This window comes from Muricoccus harenae, assembly GCF_009848505.1.
GTDB classification, from domain to species: Bacteria; Pseudomonadota; Alphaproteobacteria; order Acetobacterales; family Acetobacteraceae; genus Roseomonas; species Roseomonas harenae.
Map to the genome: position 1 here is coordinate 1 of NZ_WWDL01000027.1, position 12,610 is coordinate 12,610.

At 71.1% G+C, this 12,610-nt stretch carries 13 protein-coding genes and 1 pseudogene; 7 read left to right on the forward strand and 7 right to left on the reverse strand.

Annotation, left to right across the window (positions count from 1 at the left end):
• Positions 1–179: 179 nt before the first annotated feature.
• Both GSE44_RS18140 and GSE44_RS26295 read left to right on the forward strand, forming a co-directional pair.
• Entirely contained in the window at positions 180–770 is a 591-nt protein-coding gene (locus tag GSE44_RS18140; RefSeq protein WP_159350246.1) for a hypothetical protein, read from the forward strand.
• Positions 771–856: 86 nt separating this feature from the next.
• A complete protein-coding gene (locus GSE44_RS26295) occupies positions 857–1,792 on the forward strand; it encodes a general stress protein (protein WP_159350247.1) in 936 nt (311 codons plus the stop codon).
• 367 nt (positions 1,793–2,159) lie between these two features.
• On the opposite strand, the gene GSE44_RS18150 is transcribed toward GSE44_RS26295, so the two are convergent.
• The gene (locus tag GSE44_RS18150) at positions 2,160–2,477 is read right to left on the reverse strand and encodes a hypothetical protein (protein ID WP_159350248.1); all 318 of its coding nucleotides are present in this window, start codon (positions 2,475–2,477) and stop codon (positions 2,160–2,162) included.
• A gap of 207 nt (positions 2,478–2,684) precedes the next feature.
• Positions 2,685–4,043 carry an adenylosuccinate lyase gene (gene purB, locus GSE44_RS18155; RefSeq protein ID WP_159350249.1) on the reverse strand — a complete coding sequence of 453 codons (1,359 nt, stop codon included), beginning with the start codon at positions 4,041–4,043 and terminating at the stop codon, positions 2,685–2,687.
• Positions 4,044–4,348: 305 nt separating this feature from the next.
• On the opposite strand from purB, the gene GSE44_RS18160 reads away from it, so the two are divergent.
• The 3 genes from GSE44_RS18160 to GSE44_RS18170 all read left to right on the forward strand — a co-directional run bounded on the left by GSE44_RS18160 (position 4,349) and on the right by GSE44_RS18170 (position 6,475).
• Positions 4,349–4,999, forward strand: a complete 651-nt coding sequence (locus GSE44_RS18160; protein ID WP_159350250.1) for a TerC family protein — start codon at positions 4,349–4,351, stop codon at positions 4,997–4,999.
• A 221-nt stretch (positions 5,000–5,220) separates the two neighbouring features.
• A complete protein-coding gene (locus tag GSE44_RS18165; protein WP_159350251.1) occupies positions 5,221–5,859 on the forward strand; it encodes a TerC family protein in 639 nt (212 codons plus the stop codon).
• On the forward strand, positions 5,843–6,475 hold the full coding sequence (locus GSE44_RS18170; protein ID WP_159350252.1) for a hypothetical protein: 633 nt from the start codon (positions 5,843–5,845) through the stop codon (positions 6,473–6,475). The genes GSE44_RS18165 and GSE44_RS18170 overlap by 17 nt, the downstream gene beginning before the upstream one ends.
• Positions 6,476–6,545: 70 nt before the next feature.
• Here the strand turns inward: GSE44_RS18170 and GSE44_RS18175 are convergent, their stop codons facing one another.
• The 3 genes and pseudogenes from GSE44_RS18175 to GSE44_RS18185 all read right to left on the reverse strand — a co-directional run bounded on the left by GSE44_RS18175 (position 6,546) and on the right by GSE44_RS18185 (position 8,737).
• On the reverse strand, positions 6,546–7,493 hold the full coding sequence (locus GSE44_RS18175) for a S1 family peptidase (RefSeq protein ID WP_159350253.1): 948 nt from the start codon (positions 7,491–7,493) through the stop codon (positions 6,546–6,548).
• A gap of 52 nt (positions 7,494–7,545) precedes the next feature.
• Positions 7,546–8,211, reverse strand: a pseudogene (radC, locus tag GSE44_RS18180) (RadC family protein); the annotation flags it as partial.
• 184 nt (positions 8,212–8,395) lie between these two features.
• A complete protein-coding gene (locus tag GSE44_RS18185) occupies positions 8,396–8,737 on the reverse strand; it encodes an SDR family oxidoreductase (RefSeq protein ID WP_159350254.1) in 342 nt (113 codons plus the stop codon).
• Positions 8,738–8,839: 102 nt separating this feature from the next.
• Between GSE44_RS18185 and GSE44_RS18190 the strand changes: the two genes are divergently transcribed.
• A complete protein-coding gene (locus GSE44_RS18190) occupies positions 8,840–9,328 on the forward strand; it encodes a GNAT family N-acetyltransferase (protein WP_159350255.1) in 489 nt (162 codons plus the stop codon).
• A 21-nt stretch (positions 9,329–9,349) separates the two neighbouring features.
• Here GSE44_RS18190 and GSE44_RS18195 read toward each other — a convergent pair whose 3' ends face one another.
• A complete protein-coding gene (locus GSE44_RS18195; RefSeq protein ID WP_159350256.1) occupies positions 9,350–10,006 on the reverse strand; it encodes a carbonic anhydrase in 657 nt (218 codons plus the stop codon).
• Positions 10,003–10,821, reverse strand: a complete 819-nt coding sequence (map, locus tag GSE44_RS18200) for a type I methionyl aminopeptidase (protein WP_159350257.1) — start codon at positions 10,819–10,821, stop codon at positions 10,003–10,005. Before map ends, GSE44_RS18195 begins: the two co-directional genes overlap by 4 nt.
• Before the next feature lie 304 nt (positions 10,822–11,125).
• Here map and GSE44_RS18205 point away from each other — a divergent pair, with 304 nt between their 5' ends.
• Positions 11,126–12,544 carry an MFS transporter gene (locus tag GSE44_RS18205; protein WP_159350258.1) on the forward strand — a complete coding sequence of 473 codons (1,419 nt, stop codon included), beginning with the start codon at positions 11,126–11,128 and terminating at the stop codon, positions 12,542–12,544.
• Positions 12,545–12,610 lie beyond the last annotated feature (66 nt).

The following is a 12,610-nucleotide window of genomic DNA, read 5'->3' on the forward strand; positions in this document are numbered from 1 at the left end:
GGAGGGCCACCGCCTCTGGCGCAGGGCGGGGGTGCGGGGCGGGGGGGGGGGGGCTCACGGCTGCGTGAGTCCACGCCGCCGACTGCCAAGACGGCGCGTTAACCCACAGCAAGGCGCAATTCCGTTGCGCCTTCGGTCCAATGAAGCAGCTGGACGCAACATTGATGGGAGAAACTGCTATGCGCACGAGTGTTGCCGCCCTGGCAATCGCTGCCGCCCTGGCCACGCCGGCCCTGGCCCAGCAGGGGAACACTGCGAATCCCGGTTCGCAGCAGACCACCCAGCCGCCCATGAGCATGGCGCCGGCGACGCAGGCTCCGGGCGGAACGGCTGCGCCGGGGACCACAACCGGGCCTGCCGCCTCGCAGAGCCGTGCGGGCACCGCGACGCAGATGGCGCCGCAGGGCAGCGCGACCGGCAGCCAGCGGGTGGAGACTGGCCGCGGGGCCGATGCGACCTCCAACCGTGCGGCGGCCAACGGCAATACCGGGCAGAATGCCGGCCAGAACAACAACGACCAGGCCGCGGTGCGGACGGACAATCCGGGCGATGCGCCGCGGACCACGGCCACGCCGGCCGCGGGCGCCAATTCCTTCACCGAGGGGCAGGCGCGCAGCCGGATCGAGGCTGCGGGCTTTAGCGGCGTGCAGGACCTGAAGAAGGATGAGGCCGGTGTGTGGCGTGGGCGCGCGATGCGCGGCGGCCAGACGGCGGATGTGGGCCTGGACTTCCAGGGCAACGTCGTGACGGGCAACGCGCCGGCTCGCTGACAAGGTGCGCTGAGGCGCCGGCAGCGACGGCTCAGGACGATAACGGGCGGCCCGAGGGTCGCACCAACCGAATGCAGGAGAGACACATGGCCACCCGTACCATTGCGAGGCTTTACGACACCTATGCCGATGCCAGCTCGGCGGTGAGTTCGCTGGAGGCCGCGGGCTTCATGCGGGACGATATCAGCATCGTCGCGAATGACGGTGCGACCGGCACGACCACGACCACGACCGGTGGCGTGGCCACCGACACCACGACCGCCACGGCTTCGGATCACGACGACACCGCGAATGGCGCCGGCACTGGGGCGACCATCGGCACGGTGCTGGGCGGCGGCGCCGGCGTGCTGGCAGGGATTGGCGCGCTGGCTATTCCCGGGCTGGGGCCGATCGTGGCCGCGGGCTGGCTGGTGGCGGCGCTGGCCGGTGCCGGCGCAGGTGCCGCGGCTGGCGGCCTGCTGGGCAGCCTGGTCGGCGCGGGCGTCGAGGAGCGCGACGCGCATGTCTATTCCGAGGGCCTGCGCCGTGGCGGCAGTCTGGTGACTGTGCGGACGGATGACAGCCGAGCCGCCGAGGCCGAGGCCATCATGGCCCGCCACAACCCGGTGGACACCACCGCGCGTGAGGCGGATTACCGGACGAGCGGCTGGACCGGCTACCAGGACGACGCGATCGTCGGTGACCGGCCGGATGGCACGCCGGGCAATCCGCCGGGCACGATGGCGTCCCGCGGCGTCGACCAGGTGGCGGGGACCAATGTCTCCGGCGCCCATCCGGAGAATGAGCGGAGCCGGGCGGACACGACCGTCTATCCGAAGACCTCCAACGCCATGGGGACCTCGTCTAACCCGCCGGGCACCGAGGCAAGCCGCGCCTTCGACCGGGCGGCGGGAACGAATGCCTCGGGCGCCTATCCGAGCCAGTCGGATGATACGGCTGCCAATCCTCCGGGCACGGCGGCCGGGCGGGCGACGGACGATACGCTTGGGACCAATCTGACGGGCACGAATCCGCGCCGCTGACGCATCGGTTGTTTCGTCAGCGTGAGTAATAGGCGGGGCGGCTCCCTTAGGGGGGCCGCCCTGCTCAGTGTTGGGGAGGGCGCTGTCCGCGCGGGGCAGCAGCGGATCGATGGCCTAGGGGCGGTGCAGCGCAGGCGAGGTGCCCGGGCTGGCGGGTTGGGCTGTGGCGATCAGGGCCAAGGTCGTGAGGGTGGTGGCCAGGGTCGCGGGCAGGGCGATGGCCGTGGCGGTCCGGCGGCACGGTGACGGCAGGCTCACGGTGGCTGTGGCGGTGGCGCAGCCTGCAGGGTCAAGGCGGGGCCGCCCGTCTCTGGCGGAGAGGACGGCCCCGGCGTTTCAGGCCTGGCGCATCGGGTGGGACGCGCGACTAGTAGCGGTAGTAGAATCCCACACCCGGCGGCGGCGCATAGTAGCGTGGCGGCGGGGGCGGCGGGGCGTAGTAGTAGACCGGCGGCGGCGGCCGGCGCCAATGGCGGTGCCCGTGGTGGTAGCCGCGCGGTGGCCCGTAATAGCGGGGCGGCGGCGGGGCGTAGTAGTACTGGACGGGCTGGACTGATCCGGCGACGTTCGCCAGGGGCGCCGCGATGGGCATGGCTTCGGCCGGCCGCGGCGCGGCGGCCAGGACGCCCGCCACGGCCGCCGCGGCAAGCGCGACGCGGAACGGGCTGGGCAGGGACGGGGTCATCTCACGCTCCTCCTTGGGCCGGGTTGCCGGCCGGGAAATCCCCAAGGCTCGACGCCTCATGCGGGGAACCGCAGGCCGGGGGACCCAGGCTGGGGACACCCTCAAACTGGGCATCCATCTGGGCAGAACGGAGGCGCGGGCTGCCCCATTGCGGCGGCGGCGGATCAAGCTTTTGAGACCGCCGCGCGCCTCTCGGCAGGCCTTCCCTCAGGCCGCTTCGGCGAAGACTCGGTCGAGGGTGGCGCGGACATGGGTGAAGTCGCGCTGCGGGTCCATCACGCCGTCCAGCGCCTCGGGGGCGATGAGGGCGGTGACCTTGGGATCGGCCAGGAGGTTGTCGCGGAAGCTGCGGCCCTGTGGGGTGCCGAGGTTTTCCCAGGTGGCCATGGCGTTGCGCTGGACCGTGGCATAGGCGTCCTCGCGCGACATGCCTGCCTGGGTAAGGGCGAGCAGCACCTTTTGGCTGTGCACCACGCCGCCGAGGCTTTCCAGGTTGGCCTTCATGCGCTCGGGGTAGACGGTCAGCTTCTCCATCATGCCGGCGGCGCGCATCAGGGCGAAGTCCAGGGCGATGGTGGCGTCGGGGCCAATGACGCGCTCGACGCTGCTGTGGCTGATGTCGCGCTCGTGCCAGAGGGCGACGTTCTCCAGCGCGGGCATCGCATAGCCGCGGACGAGGCGGGCAAGGCCGGTGAGGTTCTCCGACAGGACCGGGTTGCGCTTGTGGGGCATCGCGGAGGAGCCCTTCTGGCCGGGGTGGAAGTACTCCTCGGCTTCCCGGACCTCGCTGCGCTGGAGGTGGCGGACCTCGGTGGCCAGGCGCTCTAGGGCGCTGGCGGCGACGGCGAGGGCGCAGAAATAGGCGGCGTGGCGGTCCCGCGGGATGACCTGGGTGGAGACGGGCTCGGGGCGAAGGCCGAGCTTCTGCGCGACGAAGGCCTCCACGCGTGGGTCCACGCTGGCGAAGGTGCCGACGGGGCCGGAGATGGCACAGGTGGCCACTTCGGCGCGGGCAGCGACCAGGCGGGCGCGGCAGCGGGCGAATTCGGCCCAGTGGCCGGCGAGCTTGATGCCGAAGGTGGTCGGCTCGGCATGGATGCCGTGGGAGCGGCCGATGGTCGGCGTCAGGGCGTGCTCCTCGGCGCGGCGGCGCAGCGCGGCCAGGAGCGCGTCCATATCCGCGATCAGGAGGTCGGCGGCGCGGACGAGCTGGAGGTTCAGGGCGGTGTCCAGCACGTCGGAGCTGGTCATGCCCTGGTGCATGAAGCGGGCGTGCTCACCCATTCCGCTGCCATCCGGGCGCTTTTCGCCGAGCCAGGTGAGGAAGGCGATGACGTCGTGGCGGGTGACGCGCTCGATCTCGTCGATGCGGTCGAGGTCGGCCTGGGAAATGGCGGCGAGGCGGCGGTCGCCCTCGCGGCGGATGGCTTCGGCGGATTCGCGCGGGATGGTGCCGAACTCGGCCATGGCCTCGGCGGCGAGGGCCTCGATCTCGAACCAGATGCGGAAGCGGCCCTCGGGGGACCAGATGGCCGCCATCTCGGGGCGGGAATAGCGCGGGACCATGGCATGCCTCCTCGGCGCCGGCGCCCGGGGGAGCATCGCGGTGGGGTGCCGGCGCGGGGGCGGTATCCGGGGGGCGGCGCGACGTCAACCGGTGAGGCGGGGGCGGCCGGCTCATGGTTAGAAACGGACCGTGGTTCAATGGTTGCTGTAAGATTGCTCATTGTTTATGCGGCTCTGGCCGCTATCTGTTGCGGCAGGCCGCGATGGCGCGGCTGGCGTTCCCGTCATGCGGCGGGGGCGCGTTCATTCATGGCCGGTGCCCGCCCTCGGTGGCGAGGGACCCGGCAGGGGAAGGCGGATCGCGGATGGGAGCGGATTGGTTCATCGCCTTGGGACAGGTCCTACTGATCGACCTGGTGCTCGCGGGCGACAACGCGATCGTCGTCGGCATGGCGGCTGCGGGGCTGCCAGCGGAGCAGCGGCGCAAGGCGATCTTTTGGGGCATCGTTGCCGCCACGATCATGCGCATCGGCTTCGCGGCCATCACGACGCAACTCCTCGCGATCATTGGCCTCACGCTGTTCGGTGGGCTTCTGCTGCTGTGGGTGTGCTGGAAGATGTACCGCGAGCTGCGGCAGGGGCATGAGCAGCACCAGGGCGCGGAGTTGGTAGCGGGCGACGAGACGGCGGATGCGGGAGCGCCGAGGAAGACGCTGAGGCAGGCGATCATCCAGATCCTTGTCGCGGACGTGTCCATGTCGCTCGACAACGTGCTGGCTGTGGCCGGCGCAGCGAAGGACCATCTGGACGTGCTCGTCATCGGCCTCGCCATCTCGGTGGTGCTGATGGGCGTTGCCGCGACCTTCATCGCGAAGCTGCTGGAGAAACATCGCTGGATCGCCTGGGTGGGTCTGCTCGTGATCCTCTACGTGGCGCTGGAGATGATCTATGCCGGTTCCGGCGAGGTGATGAACTTCTTCAACGGCACGCCTGCGGCGCCTCCGGCGGCGCATTAGCAGGGGGTTCCGCCCGGATGTGGCGGGGCCGTTAAGATCCAGTCATGTAAGGCAGTTGGCGCCGCCCGGGAGACCGGGCGGCGCTTTTGCGTGCAGGGGGTGCGGTCTAGGGTCCGCGCGCGGACGCGTTCTACCGGGATTGTGGAGCGGCGTCCGGTTCCCTGCAGAGACGAGGCTAGGCGGCGCCCGGTGGCGCTGCCTTGGCCTGACCGGAGACGTTCATGGAATCCATCACTTCCGCATTGCCGCAGCTCCTCGAGATCATGTGGCTCAACATCATCCTGTCGGGCGACAACGCGGTTGTGATCGGGCTGGCGGCGGCGGGGCTGCCGGAGAGCCAGCGCAACAAGGCGGTGATGTTCGGCATTGCCGCCGCGGCGGTGCTGCGCATCCTCTTCTCCTTGATCGCGCAGCAGCTTCTGGAGCTGTGGTGGATCGACATCCTGGGCGGCGTGGCACTGCTCTACATCGCGTTCAACTTCTTCATGGAGCTGCGCCACTCGCAGCAGGAGGAGGCGACCGAAGGGACCGCGCATCACGACAAGACGCTGATGGCGGCGCTGTGGCAGATCATCCTGGCCGATGTCTCAATGAGCCTTGACAACGTGCTGGCGGTGGCGGCCGTCGCGCGCAGCAACATCACGTTGCTGATCGTGGGCCTGGCGATTTCCATCGTGATGATGGGGCTTCTGGGCGGGCTGCTCGCGCGGGTTCTGGATCGCTACAAGTGGATCGCCTATCTCGGCGTCGCGCTAATCGCCTATATCGGCTTTGAACTGCTGTGGGAGGGCCTGATCATGGCCAATGCGACGTTGAACCTGGGGCTGCCGGTGCCGGCGCCCCATGCCGTGGCCCATTGAGGGCGGCCGGTTGACGAAGGGACGGCTTGGCGGGGCGGTGCTGTGCCGCCTCGCGCTCGTGGCGCTGCCGGCGTTGCTGGCCGGCTGCGCCGTGGATCAGGAGGCGGAGGGTGCCCGCACGCAGCGGGAGCGGCCGCCCCTGGAGACGGTGCTGGCGCGGCTTCCGGCCGGCGCGGCTGGCTTCGAGCGGGGGGCGACGGTGGATGTCGCCCCGGGCGATCCCACGGCGGGGAAGGTGGTGGAATACGCCACCGGCGGGCGCGTCGCGGTGGGGCATGTCTTCGTCTATGACAGTGGCAAGCCGAATGTGACGGCGGCGGACCTGCCGCCGGAGGTGGAGCGGGCGGTGAGCGAAGGCACGGCGCTGCCCTCCGACCGGACCGGACGCGAGCTGACCATAGCCTCCCGCGGGCCGGTGCCGGCGCGCGGGGGCGACCTGTCCTGCGCCTTCCTGGAGGGACGCTTCGGGCGGTTGCAGGTGGAGCGGCAGGTCTGCGTGGGCGTTGCCGCCGGGCGCTTCCTGCGGGTGCAGGTGACGATGCCGAGAAATGGCGCCTCGGGCGTGGATGCGCGGGCCTTCGCGACCGAGATCGCGGCGGCGGCGCGGGGGAGCTAGGAGCGGCTCTGGTGCCGGGAGGCGCGGCCTTCCGGCACTGCGCCGCGGGCGAGCTGCCGGGCCCGGATTTCTAGCGCAGGCAGCGCAGGAAGAGCACCGAGGGGTGGACGGCCTCGCCCACCCCGGCCGCGTCGCGCTGGGTGGCGCTGGCGGCGGTGCGGGGGCGGACGCTCTGTTCCCGCAGGAAGGCGAGCGCCTCCTCGGTTTTCACCGCGAAGTTCACGTTCTGCGGGATGTCGCCGGTGCGCTGCGCCACGCGCTGGGCGTTCAGCTTGCTGGTGATGATGCCGACGACATTGCCTGACAGGTCGAGCAGCGGGCCGCCCGAATTGCCGGGCTGCACCGGCGCGCTGATCTGGAAGTGCGCGCGGTTGTCGGCGAGGCCAGCGAGGGCGGAAATGGCGCCGGTGGTCAGGGTGGGACCAGAGGCGAGCATGCCCGCGAGCGGGAAGCCGTAGGTCACGACGGAATCGCCACGGCGGATGTCGGGGCCGCTGCGGAAGGTGAGCGGCGGGCCGGCGGCTTCGCGCAGGTCGAGCAGGGCGAGGTCCCGGACTGTGTCGGTGGCGCGGATGGTGGCGGTGATCTCGCGCCCTTCGGCGTTGCGGGCACGGATGCTGCGGCAATCCCGCACAACATGGTCGTTGGTGAGGGCCTGGCGGTCGGCGACGACGAAGCCGGTGCCGGACGAGACCTCGCGGCCCCTGGGGGGCGTGGTTTCGTTGGGACCGAGCGGCGGTGGCTTGCCGGCGGGGCCATTGCCGGGGGGTGTGTTCGCAGGTGGGCGCGGGCGGGATTCGGGGCGCGAGGGCGGGCCGGGACGGCGCGGGGCCGGGTCTGGCATGTCGTAGAGCGGCGGCGGCTTGCCAATGGGCGCACCGGTGGATGGAGGTGGGGTGTCCTGCGGCCCGGGCGCGCCGAGGGGCGGTGGCTTGCCGGGGGCTGGCACCAGCTGGGCGAGGCCCGGGCTGGCGACGAGCAGCAGGGCGGGGAGGGCCGCGACGAGGGGGGCGCGCATCGTTGAAGGTTGGGCGCAGGTCGGGCGGCGGGTCAATCGTCCACGCCTGCGGTCAGAGCAGACCTTCGCGACGGAAGGAGAGATGGCGGCCGTTGCCGATGATGATGTGGTCATGGACCGTGATGCCGAGGATGGCGGCGGCGGCCTTGATCTCTGCCGTCATCTCGATGTCAGCGCGGGAGGGGGTAGGGTCTCCCGAGGGGTGGTTGTGCACGAGGATGAGGGCGGTGGCGCCGAGTTCGAGGGTGCGGCGGACGACCTCGCGCGGATAGACGGGGGTGTGGTTGACGGTACCGCGGGCTTGCGGTTCGTCGGCGAGGAGGCGGTTGCGGCTGTCGAGGAAGAGGACGCGGAACTGCTCGACCGGTTCGCGCGAAATGGCGGCGGTGAGATAGGCGACCAGACGGTCCCAATTGTTGAGGACGGGTTGGTCGCGGACTTCCTCGGCGAGGAGCTTGAGGGCGGCGGCCTGGACGAGACGCAGCGCGGCGATGGCCGAATCGCCGATGCCTTCCACGGCGCGGAGGTCGTGCTCGGCGGCGGAAAGGGCGCGGCCGGCGGAGCCGAAGCGGGCGATCAGGCGTTTGGCGTGCGGCTTGGTGTCGATGCGCGGGAGGGCGAGGAAGAGGAGCATCTCCAGCAGCTCGTAGTCGGCCAGGGCGGCGGGGCCGGCGCGGAGGAGCTTCTCGCGGAGGCGCTTGCGGTGACCCTCGGGGCCCTAGGCCGCTTCAGGCGGTGGGCGCGGCGTGGAGAGGGGTTGGAGGTCGGGAAGGGTGGTGAAGAGCGGGCTCGCCTCCTCCATGCCGCGCCTGGGGGGCAAGCCCGCCTCCTGTTCCCGTGATGCGCGAAGGATGGGGCCGGGGCGGGTGGCTTGTCCATGGCGGCGCCCCGGCCTCCGGCGGTCAGGCGAGGTAGCATGCGGCGGGACGTTCCCGGCGGAATTTCGGCTGCAGGGCGAGGTGGGTGGCGTCGAGGCTGGTCCAGTCCGATTCCTCGGGCAGGGGCGGGATGGTGACGGGTTCGCGGCGGTCGAAGCCGACGAGGGCGGCATCCACCAGATCGCCCACCGGCATCATGCCGGGGATGGAATCGGGCGAATAGCCGGAGCGCTCCCCGATCTCCGTGCACATGGCGGCGGGGTGGACAGCCTGCACGTAGAGGCCGCGTGCTCCGAATTCCGCCTGCAGCGCCTGGGAGAGGGTGAGGATGTAGCTCTTCGTCGCCGAGTAGATGCCGGGCAGCACCTCCGGCGCGAGGGCGAGGACGGACGCGATGCGGGGTAAGGCGCCGGCAGGAGGGCTGCGGCGGGCCTTGCCGCGGAGGCCGCAGGGCGACAGGCTGGCCGCATGGCGGAGGACATCTTTCGGATCGGCGCTGTCGGGACTGCCGGGGATCTCGAGGCCGCGAAGGGGCTGTTCGAGGAGTATGCAGCCTCGCTCGGCGTCGATCTGGGCTACCAGGATTTCGCGGCGGAGCTGGCCGGGTTGCCGGGACGCTATGCGCCGCCGGAGGGCGCCCTGCTGCTGGCGCGGGGCGGGGCGGGGGAGCCGCTGGGATGCGTGGGGCTCTGGCCGCTTGCGCCCCTGGGCTGCTGCGAGATGAAGCGGCTCTATGTCTCGCCCCGGGCGCGCGGCCTTGGTCTCGGCCGGGCGCTGGTCGAGGCCGTTATCGGCGAGGCGGCGCGGATCGGCTATCGCGAGATGCGGCTGGACACGCTGCCCGGCATGGCCGGGGCCATCGCGCTTTACCGGGCGGTGGGGTTTGAGCCGATCGCGCCGTATTACGACACGCCCATCGCGGGCACGATCTTCCTGCGGCGGCGGCTCGCGGGCTGACGCGGCGCGGGGCCGCTGGCGTCAGGCCTGGGGCGCGTCGTCCAGCGGGTTGAAAGTGCCGCTCGCCTCGTCCAGCACACAGAGGCTGCCATCGGCGACGTCGAACCAGAGGCCGTGCAGGGCGAGGTCGCCGGCGTGCTCACGTTCGGCGAGCCAGGGGAAGGTGCGGAGGTTGATCAGGGACTGGCGGATGGAGGCGAGCTCCATCGCCGTCTGGTCCTGCAGGGGGTCGACGCCTTCGCAGGTGCGGGCGAGCCGGGTGGCCGGAGCGATCAGCTCCATCCACCGGGCGACGAAGTCGCCATGGGCCGCGTGCAGGCCGTTCAGGTGGTTCTGGCGGAAGGCGTTGATGCCGCCGCAGGAGGCGTGGCCGGTGACGGCGATGTGGCGCACCTGGAGCTGGCGGACTGCGAATTCGATGGCAGCCGAGGTGCCGTGATAATTGGCATCCGGCTGGTAGGGCGGGACCAGGTTCGCAACGTTGCGGACGACAAGCATCTCGCCCGGGTCGGTGTCGAAGACGACCTCAGGCGCGACGCGGCTGTCGACGCAGGCGATCATCAGGGTGGAGGGTCGCTGGCCGGCTTCCGCGAGGCGCGCATAGTGGTCGCGCTCGCGCCGGAACCGGGTATGGCGGAAGCCGCGATATCCCTCGATCAACCGTGCCGGGAGGGTCATGTTGCGGCGGCGGTGACGTAGGGCGGCTTGTGCAGGCCGGCGGGGGAGAGGGTGAAGACCTCGCAGCCGATCTCGGTGACGCCCACCATGTGCTCAAACTGGGCGGAGAGGCTGCGATCCCGCGTGACGGCCGTCCAGCCGTCGTCGAGCACCTTCACCTCGGAGCGGCCGGCATTCACCATCGGCTCGATTGTGAAGAACATGCCGGGCTTGAGGGCGGGGCCTTCGCCGGGGCGGCCGAAATGGAGGATGTTTGGCGGCGCGTGGAACTTGCGGCCGACGCCATGGCCGCAGAAGTCGCGCACCACGGAGAAGCGGTGCTTCTCGACATAGCTCTGGATGGCGTTGCCGATGTCGCCGAGGGTGGCGCCGGGCTTCACCGCCGCGATGCCGCGCATCAGGCTTTCATAGGTGACGTCCATCAGCAGCTTCGCCTTGGTCGAGGGCGTGCCGGCGACATACATGCGCGAGCTGTCGCCGTGCCAGCCATCGAGCAGCGGGGTGACGTCGATGTTCAGGATGTCGCCATCCACCAACACACGGTCGCCGGGGATGCCGTGGCAGACGACGTGATTGATGCTGATGCAGGAGGACTTGGTGTAGCCGCGATAGCCGAGCGTCGCCGGGGTGGCGCCATGGTCGAGCATGAAGTCGTGGCAGAGCTGGTCGAGCTGGCCGGTGGTGGCACCGGGGCGGACATAGGGGGTGATCATGTCCAGGCACTCGGCCGCGAGGCGGCCTGCGCGGCGCATGCCTTCGAAATCTTCCGGAGTGTGGAGGGGGATGCGGCGCGCTTCGCCTGCCGATTGGTCCATAGGCGGAAAATGCGCGCGGCGCCGGGCGGTTGCAAGGCATGGCGGGGATGCATGAAGCGTGGGGCAACAGGCCTGGGAGGCGGCTTCTGCACGGATGGGCAGGCGGGTGCCTGGGGAGGCGCGGGGGCGGTGACCGGGGGCTGATCGGGCGGGCTCGCGGGTGGGTGGCCCGGGTGGGGCTCGGGGTGGGGCTTCAAGGCGGGGCGCCCAGGGCGCATCCTGGGAGTGGCCGCGGGTGCGGCGGGGCGTATCGGGGGGCGTGGTGGCGGTTTCGGGACTCGATGCGGCCGAAGGTGTTGCGGGCATGCCGGAGGATCCCCTTCCCGCGCCACCGGCGAATGCGCGGCTGACGGCGGTGATCGTGGCCTCGGCGCTGATAATGCAGAACCTGGATTCCAGCGTGATCGCGACGGCGCTGCCGGCGATGGCGCGGGACCTGAATTCCGAGCCGCTGCATCTTTCGGCGGCGATCACCTCCTATCTCGTGGCGCTGACGGTGTTCATCCCGCTCTCGGGCTGGGTGGCGGACCGGTTCGGGGCGAAGCGGGTCTTTATGGTGGCGATCGCGGTCTTCGCCCTCGCCTCGGCGCTTTGCGGGCTTTCGCGGGGGTTGGGGGAGCTGGTGGCAGCGCGGGTGCTGCAGGGGCTGGGCGGGGCGATGATGGTGCCCGTCGCGCGCTTGCTGCTGATGCGGCAGGTGCGGCCGGAGGAGGTGGTGAAGGCGACCACCTGGCTGACTATGCCGGCGCTCCTGGGGCCGATCCTGGGGCCGCCGCTGGGCGGGCTGCTGACAGACACCGTGTCTTGGCGGGCAGTGTTCTGGATCAACCTGCCGGTCGCGGCGCTGGGTCTGCTGGCGGTGTGGCGCTTCATCCAGGCCCCGCGGGAGGCGCGGCCGCCGAAGCTGGACGTGGTGGGGGTGACGCTGATCGGCAGTTCGCTGGCCGCCCTGATGTTCGGGGCGGAGACGGTGGGGCGCGGGGTCCTGCCGGCCTGGATGCCGGTGCTGGGCTTCTTGGCGGGGGTGGTGCTGGCCTGGATGGCGCTGCGGTGGCTGCGGCGGGCGCCTTACCCCGCCCTGGACCTCGGGCTGTTCGCGGTGCCGGCCTTCCGCATCGCGGTCGGGGCGGGGAGCCTGTTCCGCATCGGGGCGGGGGCGGTGCCCTTTCTGCTGCCGCTGTTCCTGCAGCTGGGCTTCGGGGCCTCCGCGACCGCGTCCGGGCTGGTGACGCTGGCGAGCGCGCTGGGGGCGCTGGCGATGAAGCCGATGACGAGCGTGGCGCTGCGGCTTTTCGGCTTTCGCAACGTGCTGACCTGGAATGCAGTGGTGGTGGCGCTTTCCCTCGTCGTCTGCGCGACCTTCACCCCGGAATGGCCGCTTTGGGCAGTGTTCCTCGTGCTGGCGTTGGCGGGGCTGGTGCGGAGCCTGCAGTTCACCTCCTCCAACTCGCTGACCTATGTGGATCTGCCGCCAGGGAAGCTTTCGGCGGGGACCTCGATCGCGGCGACGGCGCAGCAGCTTTCGATGGCGCTGGGCGTGACCTGGGGGGCGGCCTGGCTGGCGGCCTCGGCGGCGGTGTTCGGGCGGGCGGAGCCGGCCGTGGCGGATTTTGCCGTGGCCTTCCTGGGCGCGGCGCTGCCGGCGCTGCTGGCGGCACCGATGGCGGCGCGGCTGGCGCCGGATGCGGGGGCGAAGGCTTCAGGGCACCGGGCGCGGGGATAGCAGGGCTGGCCTTGCGGCGCAGAACGCCGCGCGCAGGGCCGGGCGGGCGGCTCGCGCATTACGGGT

Bases quoted from the DNA above. Each gene is read 5' to 3' on its own strand.
- GSE44_RS18170 (WP_159350252.1), top strand. From the start codon at position 5,843: ATGCCGTGGCCCATTGAGGGCGGCCGGTTGACGAAGGGACGGCTTGGC.
- GSE44_RS18160 (WP_159350250.1), top strand. From the start codon at position 4,349: ATGGGAGCGGATTGGTTCATCGCCTTGGGACAGGTCCTACTGATCGAC.
- GSE44_RS18175 (WP_159350253.1), bottom strand. From the start codon at position 7,493: ATGCGCGCCCCCCTCGTCGCGGCCCTCCCCGCCCTGCTGCTCGTCGCC.
- GSE44_RS18150 (WP_159350248.1), bottom strand. From the start codon at position 2,477: ATGACCCCGTCCCTGCCCAGCCCGTTCCGCGTCGCGCTTGCCGCGGCG.
- GSE44_RS18140 (WP_159350246.1), top strand. From the start codon at position 180: ATGCGCACGAGTGTTGCCGCCCTGGCAATCGCTGCCGCCCTGGCCACG.
- map (WP_159350257.1), bottom strand. From the start codon at position 10,821: ATGGACCAATCGGCAGGCGAAGCGCGCCGCATCCCCCTCCACACTCCG.
- purB (WP_159350249.1), bottom strand. From the start codon at position 4,043: ATGGTCCCGCGCTATTCCCGCCCCGAGATGGCGGCCATCTGGTCCCCC.
- GSE44_RS18165 (WP_159350251.1), top strand. From the start codon at position 5,221: ATGGAATCCATCACTTCCGCATTGCCGCAGCTCCTCGAGATCATGTGG.
- GSE44_RS18205 (WP_159350258.1), top strand. From the start codon at position 11,126: ATGCCGGAGGATCCCCTTCCCGCGCCACCGGCGAATGCGCGGCTGACG.
- GSE44_RS26295 (WP_159350247.1), top strand. From the start codon at position 857: ATGGCCACCCGTACCATTGCGAGGCTTTACGACACCTATGCCGATGCC.
- GSE44_RS18195 (WP_159350256.1), bottom strand. From the start codon at position 10,006: ATGACCCTCCCGGCACGGTTGATCGAGGGATATCGCGGCTTCCGCCAT.
- GSE44_RS18190 (WP_159350255.1), top strand. From the start codon at position 8,840: ATGGCGGAGGACATCTTTCGGATCGGCGCTGTCGGGACTGCCGGGGAT.